Origin of the sequence: Psychromonas hadalis ATCC BAA-638 (assembly GCF_000420245.1) — a bacterium.
Lineage (GTDB): Bacteria > Pseudomonadota > Gammaproteobacteria > Enterobacterales > Psychromonadaceae > Psychromonas > Psychromonas hadalis.
Genome location: NZ_ATUO01000181.1, coordinates 1 through 6,884 on the forward strand (window position 1 = coordinate 1; position 6,884 = coordinate 6,884).

Annotated in this window: 4 protein-coding genes; all 4 read right to left on the bottom strand. The window is 40.8% G+C overall.

Annotation, left to right across the window (positions count from 1 at the left end; genetic code table 11):
* Positions 1-49: 49 nt before the first annotated feature.
* The 4 genes from G322_RS0116405 to G322_RS21150 all read right to left on the bottom strand — a co-directional run bounded on the left by G322_RS0116405 (position 50) and on the right by G322_RS21150 (position 6,661).
* A complete protein-coding gene (locus G322_RS0116405; RefSeq protein WP_022942805.1) occupies positions 50-523 on the bottom strand; it encodes an NYN domain-containing protein in 474 nt (157 codons plus the stop codon).
* 162 nt (positions 524-685) lie between these two features.
* Positions 686-1,969 (bottom strand): DEAD/DEAH box helicase, encoded by a 1,284-nt coding sequence (locus tag G322_RS0116410; protein ID WP_022942806.1) that lies wholly within the window; start codon positions 1,967-1,969, stop codon positions 686-688.
* A gap of 412 nt (positions 1,970-2,381) precedes the next feature.
* Complete coding sequence (locus G322_RS0116415; protein ID WP_022942807.1) at positions 2,382-5,489, bottom strand: efflux RND transporter permease subunit; 3,108 nt, start codon at positions 5,487-5,489, stop codon at positions 2,382-2,384.
* Complete coding sequence (locus G322_RS21150) at positions 5,486-6,661, bottom strand: efflux RND transporter periplasmic adaptor subunit (protein WP_022942808.1); 1,176 nt, start codon at positions 6,659-6,661, stop codon at positions 5,486-5,488. Before G322_RS21150 ends, G322_RS0116415 begins: the two co-directional genes overlap by 4 nt.
* Positions 6,662-6,884 lie beyond the last annotated feature (223 nt).

Genomic DNA, 6,884 nt, shown 5'->3' on the forward strand with positions numbered 1-6,884 from the left:
GCGCAAATAATTTTGAAGCCGATCCTTAGTGGTTTAAATAACTACTTTACTAAAGTAGCAGCTCACTGTCGATAGGGTGAAAGTGTGTACAACTATTCACTAATGCTTTCGCGGTTAATTTAGGTACGCCATACGCTTCGGTCGTGACTGAAAAAGTATTTTTTACTTTTTCTAATAAAATAGCAAAATCACCGTCACCAGACAGAAGAATAATGGTATCAACCAACGGCGCAACTTCCATAATATCAATCGTTATGCCCACATCCCAATCCCCTTTGGCACTGCCATCACTGCGCTGAATATAGGGTTTTAGTTTTACTTCAAAACCTAAATGTTTCAATACATCTTGGAATTTTATTTGTTGGTTATCCCCTTTATCAATCGCATAGGCGAACGCATGGGTTATTTTTCCTTGTGCTTTGATTATTTGCCACAGCTTGCGGTAGTTAAACTGTTTCCCGTAAGCTTGACGTGAGGTGTAATAGATATTTTGTACATCTGCGAAGATTGCTATTTTTTTCATAAGTTTGATACTGCATTTTTAAGATAAATGCATCATGCCATAGTCAAACAGCAGTAAAAATAAAAAAGCCCCAAATAAAGTGATTATCTGGGGCTAAGCTAAATTTATTATCAAATTAGTGAGCTGACAAGCTCAGTGGCCAATTATCAACCAATAAAGCGATCAACCAACAAAGTTATTACGCGAGCTACGCTGTTTTTGACGACTACCCGTCCCTGCGCCTGAACGTTGTCCATCACGATGCCCTACTCTTGCTTTTTTCGGCTTACTAGGTTTTGATTCGCGTGTATCTAATACAGAAACAGGCAAGGGTGTACCCGGTTCAAATCCTGCTAATATTTTACGAGGGATCACTTTTTTAATTAATTTTTCAATATCTTTAAGTAGTTTAAACTCTTCATTACACACTAAAGAGATCGCTTCCCCTACATTACCCGCACGGCCTGTACGTCCGATACGATGCACGTAATCTTCACTGACATGTGGCAGATCAAAGTTCACTACTTGTGGCAATTGGTCAATATCAATACCACGGGCAGCAATATCCGTTGCGACAAGCACGGTGACTTGCCCTGCTTTAAAGGCTGCTAATGCTTTAGTACGCGCACCTTGGCTTTTATTACCGTGAATGGCAGCCGCACGAATACCACGCGCTTCAAGTTGTTTTGTTAGGCGGTTAGCACCATGTTTGGTTTTTGAGAAAACCAATACCTGTTTCCAATTTTCCTGTTTAATTAATGTTGTTAACACAATCGATTTTTTGGTTTTATCCACTTCATAAACAAACTGTGTGACACTTTCTGCCGTGGTATTACGTGGGCTAACAGAAATTTCAACGGGATTATTGACCAATCCTTTGGCAAGTTTGCGAATATCGTTCGAGAACGTTGCGGAGAAAAGTAGGTTCTGACGCTGTTTAGGTAAGAAACTGATAATACGTTTAATATCGTGGATAAAGCCCATATCCAACATTCTATCTGCTTCATCTAACACTAAAACTTCTAACTGTTTAAAACGAACCGCATTTTGATTATACAAATCCAGTAAACGCCCCGGCGTTGCCACTAATACATCCACACCACGACGCAATAATTGCATCTGAGGGTTGATTTTCACGCCACCAAAAACGACCGCACTTCTTAAGGGTAAGTTTTTACCGTAATTTTGCACACTTTCATGTATCTGCGCAGCCAACTCTCGCGTTGGTGTTAAAATCAAAACACGTACTTGGTTTGATTTCGCAGATTCTCCATCAATGAGGTTTGCTAATAAAGGCAACGTGAATCCCGCTGTTTTACCGGTGCCCGTTTGCGCAGCCGCCATGACATCTTTCCCCTCTAATATAACAGGGATAGCTTGCGTTTGAATCGGCGAAGGCTCTGTATAACCCTGCTCTTTAACCGCACGTAATAGCTCTTCAGGTAAACCAAGGGAGTCAAAACTCATAAATAAATATCTTCCTAATAAAAGTGTTTCACAAAAATAAGCGCGTAGCTTACAGCAAAGCGCTGAATAGATGTGATTTAAATCACTTTGTACAAATAAAAAACAGTTTGACTAAAGTCGCCCATCCAAAAAATAAAACATAAAACATAAAACAAAAAACAAAATATAACCACGAAGCTGCTACACGACACGAAGGACACGAAAAAAAATAGGGTTTGGGTTTTAACTTCCTTTTCCTTCGTGGTTAATTGTTTTTAGTCTTGGTCTTACAAACAACTCACCACGAAGCCACTGCGCTACACGAAGAAAATCAAAAACAAAAAACAGGGTTGGGTTTTAACTTCCTATTTCTTCGTGCCTTCGTGGTTAAATGCTTTGGGTCTTGGTCACGACTCCCGCTATACATTAAAACTTACTCACCGTTAAAGCGCTCTGTTAATTTGAAATCATCTAAAATCGCATAAAATGCAGGCAATACCAAAATAATCAGAGTGGTGGCGGCCAGTAAACCAAATACCAATGCGATCACCAGTGGAATCAATATTTGTGCTTGTAAGCTTTGCTCTAACAGCAAGGGCAATAAACCCACTGAGGTGGTGGCACTGGTGATAAAAATAGCGCGTACACGTTGTTGTGTCGCTAACATTGCTGAACGTTTAATATCACCATATATCTTGAGATCTTCTTTGATGAACTGCACCAACAAAATAGAGTCGTTAACCACAATGCCAGACAGTGATGCAAAACCTAACATCGATGGCATAGTCAGATTATGCCCTAATAAAAAATGCCCCCAGATCACGCCAAACAGTGACAGTGGAATGGCAATCATCACAATTACAGGCTCAACGTAACTGCGGAATTGATAACTTAAAATGGCAAATACAGCAAACAGTCCAATTGAAAAATTCACTAACATTGAGCGACCAGTTTCTGCAGAAGACTCTGCCTCCCCACCCAAATGGACAATCAGTCCGGGAAAACGCTTTTGTATTTCAGGGATAAATTCAACTTTCACTTTGCCCATCACTACCGCAGTATTGTTGATACGTGTATCGATATCACCCAACAAGGTCAATCTACGCAGGTTATCAACACGCGATATCTTATTAACACCACGCTGATAATCTATCGAAACTAAGTTTGCTAATGGGATCTGCCGTCCATCGGGTAATATAATGGGAAAATCTTCCAATGTTGCCAACTGACTACGACTGAGGTAATCAATGCGCAGGTCTAGCTCGACTTTTTCCCCTCCAATTTGTAACTCATCCACTTTAATACCAAAAAAAGCACTACGCAGTTGATTCGCCACAACTTGCCCTGTCACGCCATAACTTTCTACGCCGGGCAGTAACTGCATTAGAATCTCAGGTTTACCATCTCGCAGATCAGGCAACAGGTTAAATACCCCATCAAACTGACTCAGATAGAGAGCAAACTCTTGCCCAGCTTGTTTTAATGTTTGTAGATCAGGATGACTTAGTTCCACTTGTATTTTTCGCCCAGCGGGGCCTTTTTCAGGTACACGGATCATAAAGGAGCTAATACCCGTGAGCTCTCCAATCTCAGTTATCAATTTATTTTGAAAATCAGCAATTAAGGTATGGCGGATCTCCGTATCGAGTAAGTCCAAATAGATAGTCGCGGCATGCTCCCCTTTTTCACTGGCATCTACATTAAAACCATATTGCACAATTTTATTGGCAATTAAGGGTAACTGTTGGGGTTGATCGGGCTGATAAAAATCGTTAACAGTTTTCAGATCTTTTTCTATTTTTTCCACCATTTTCTGTGTATCAGCAAAGGGAGTACCAGGTGGCATCAATAGAGTTATCTGTAACTGATTTCCTTCAAGTTCAGGGAAAGGAGAAAACGTTAATATGCCACTAATTGGTAATGCCATAGTGGCCAAAAAAGCAAAAATAATCGCACCACTAAAAGGGTAACGGTGATCAATGATCCAACCGACCAATTTAGGTAATTGCTTTTCACGCAGTGATTCAAAGCCATTATTAAAGTATCTTTTTAACGCAATCGGCTGATGATCTTTATCGTCTGAAAGTTGCTTGGCATGGTAAAGATGGCGCGGCAGAATAAAGAACGCTTCAATCAATGAAACAACGAGGGTGATCACCAGCACGATGGGTACGACTTTGAGTACTTTCCCCATATCGCCCTCAATAAAAGCGAGTGAGCCAAAAATAGCCAGTGTGGTTAAAAATGAGGAAAACACACCGACTTTGACGCGATCCACACCATCCACTATCGCTTGTAATTTATCTTTCTGCTTTTCAAGCTCGGTGGCGATACTCTCCGATAAAACAATGGCATCATCCATGATTAAACCAATCGCAATCAACAGTGCCACTGAACTTAACATATTCAATGACAGCCCAAATTTAGACATTACAAACAGTGAAGCTAAAAATGAAACGGGTAATCCCATCGACACCCAAAAGGCATAGCGCCACGGGAAAAATAGCCACATCACTAAAAAGACTAATAATATCCCCTGCGCACCATTTTTGACCAGTAAATTGATACGGTCGCCCGCCAGTGATGCCATATCACGCGTTAATGTCAGGTGAACACCTTCGGGTAGCGCATGTTGCTCCCGTTCAACAAATTGAACAACACGGTTGTAAACATTAATGGCATCCGCTGAGGTTTTTTTCTGTATTTCAAGCAGTGCAGCAGATTGGTCGTTAATCTCTATTGATTCCTCATCAAGCTCAAAACGGCGTGAGATGGTAGCAATATCACCCAATTTAATGGTTGCCCCTTGTGCATCACTAAAAATAGTGATGTTAGCGAGTTCACGCGGTGTCTCTTTTTGTGCATCAAAACGCAATAACAGAGTACGCTCTGCACTGTATATTTGCCCACTTGGCATGGTAATATTTTGCTCACTAATACTTTTAGCAACATCAGCAACGGTTAAATTAAGTTGACGCAATTTTTGTAGATTAAGCTCAATACGCAACTGTGGCTCTGAGAACCCTGATATTTTAACTAACGCAATCCCCTCTAAGCGTTTGATACGCTGTTTAAACTGCTCTACATACTCTTTAAGCTCCACTTTCCCCATGTCTGAAGCAATACCAACGCTGACCACGGCATCATAAACACGTTGCTGACTAATAATGGTTTTTTCAACTTGATCAGGAAAACTATTAATCGCTTCTATCTCGGTGCGGATATCTGCGATAAAACGACCAACATCTCCCGTTTCTCTCTCCATCTCAGCGATAGTGGTCGCCATGCCTTCTGTTGCTTGACAAGTGAGCTCATGAAGATGATTAATACCATCTAGGGCATCCTCAATAGGCAAACAGAGTGCTTGTTCAACATTTTCAGGACTTGCCCCCGGATAAGGTACGGCAATCTCTATTTTTACCCGTTTAAAATTGGGAAAGGTTTCACGTTGCATCTGTGGTAAAGATAAGATGCCAAGCACCATTAATGTCAACATTAATAGGTTGGCAGCGGTTGGGTGAGAGGTGAAAAAACGAATCACTGCTCACTCTCCCATTCAACTGTTTTTAATTTTAGCCCTGTTGCAACGGGCAGCAGATCGGAAACAACAATCTGATCACCAACACTAAAATATCCCGCTTTTATTACCACCCAGCCATCACGGCTAAATAATGTCTCAACAGGAACTATTTTCAAGCGACTCTCTTTATCAACAAGATATAATCGGCCGCCGTGTAACGCTTTCTTGGGGATAACTAATTGCGCAGCCTTTGCCCCTTCAATATTAATTTCAACAAACATGCCACTGATCAACGGCAGTTGCTCACTATCCCCTTTGATAAACGCTTTAAAATCAAAAGGGATCTCAATCACAACGCCCACCGTACCAACGCGCAAATCTATTTGCCCAGAAATACGTTTTAATGTACCTTGCCATGTCGCATGGACAAAGGCACTTTGGAAAGTAACCGATGCGGGTAGATTTAATGCGGCAAGTTGAGGGAATTCTCCTTTTTGTAGAGTGGCTCCCTGCTTAAAGGTGGCACTTAAACGTCGAAGTTGATGAACAGGAATTTTAGCTTCCACTTCCAGCAAACTGTAATCTTGTGTTGTAAAAAGCACTTGCCCAAGAGAAACGTACTCTCCCATTTCACTATTGACCTGCTCAATACGCCCATCAAAAGGCATTTTTATTTGTGTATGGTTAAGGTCTAATTGTGCTTGCTGAATCTGACTTTTCGCAACTGAATGGGTCGCTTTAATGGCATTTAGCTGGACAGGAAGTAACTTAATTGCGGATTGTAATTCTTTTATCTTTAACTGCTGAATGATAAAAGCACGTTGCTGTTTTTCAAGTTGCGATTTAGAGAGTGTCCCTTTTTTAGCTAAGGATTTTTGACGCTGATACTCTGTTTCTTCTAAAAACAATTTACTCTTTTCTAATTCAAGAGAGAGATGAAGCTTCTGCTTTTCAATCTCAAGTTTTTCAAACTCCGTTTCTACACTCGCTTTGTTAGCAACAGCCGTTGCTAATGCTAACTGATAAGGCGTTTGGTCTATCCTTAAAAGCAGCGTGCCCTGCTTAATAAATTCACCACGCGCCAGTGTCGCTAATTTATAAACAATATCACCTTTCACCTGTGCAACACCACTCCACTGCACTTTGGGTTTAATAATACCAAAACCATGAATAACAGGGGCTATTTCACGCATTTTCAACGTGGTGACATAAACACGATGCTCAGGTTCGATATACCCAGCAGAAACCGGTGTACGCAGCGCTATTTTGCTACCTATAATTAAAAGGCTCTGTTGTAGCTAATTGTTGTCTATACTTATAAATAAGACTTAACTGATTGAAGGTACTCGCAATGAAGACTAAATTATTTGTAAGTAAGCTTAATCTAATCACAAAAGCACTTTTCTCTATGACACC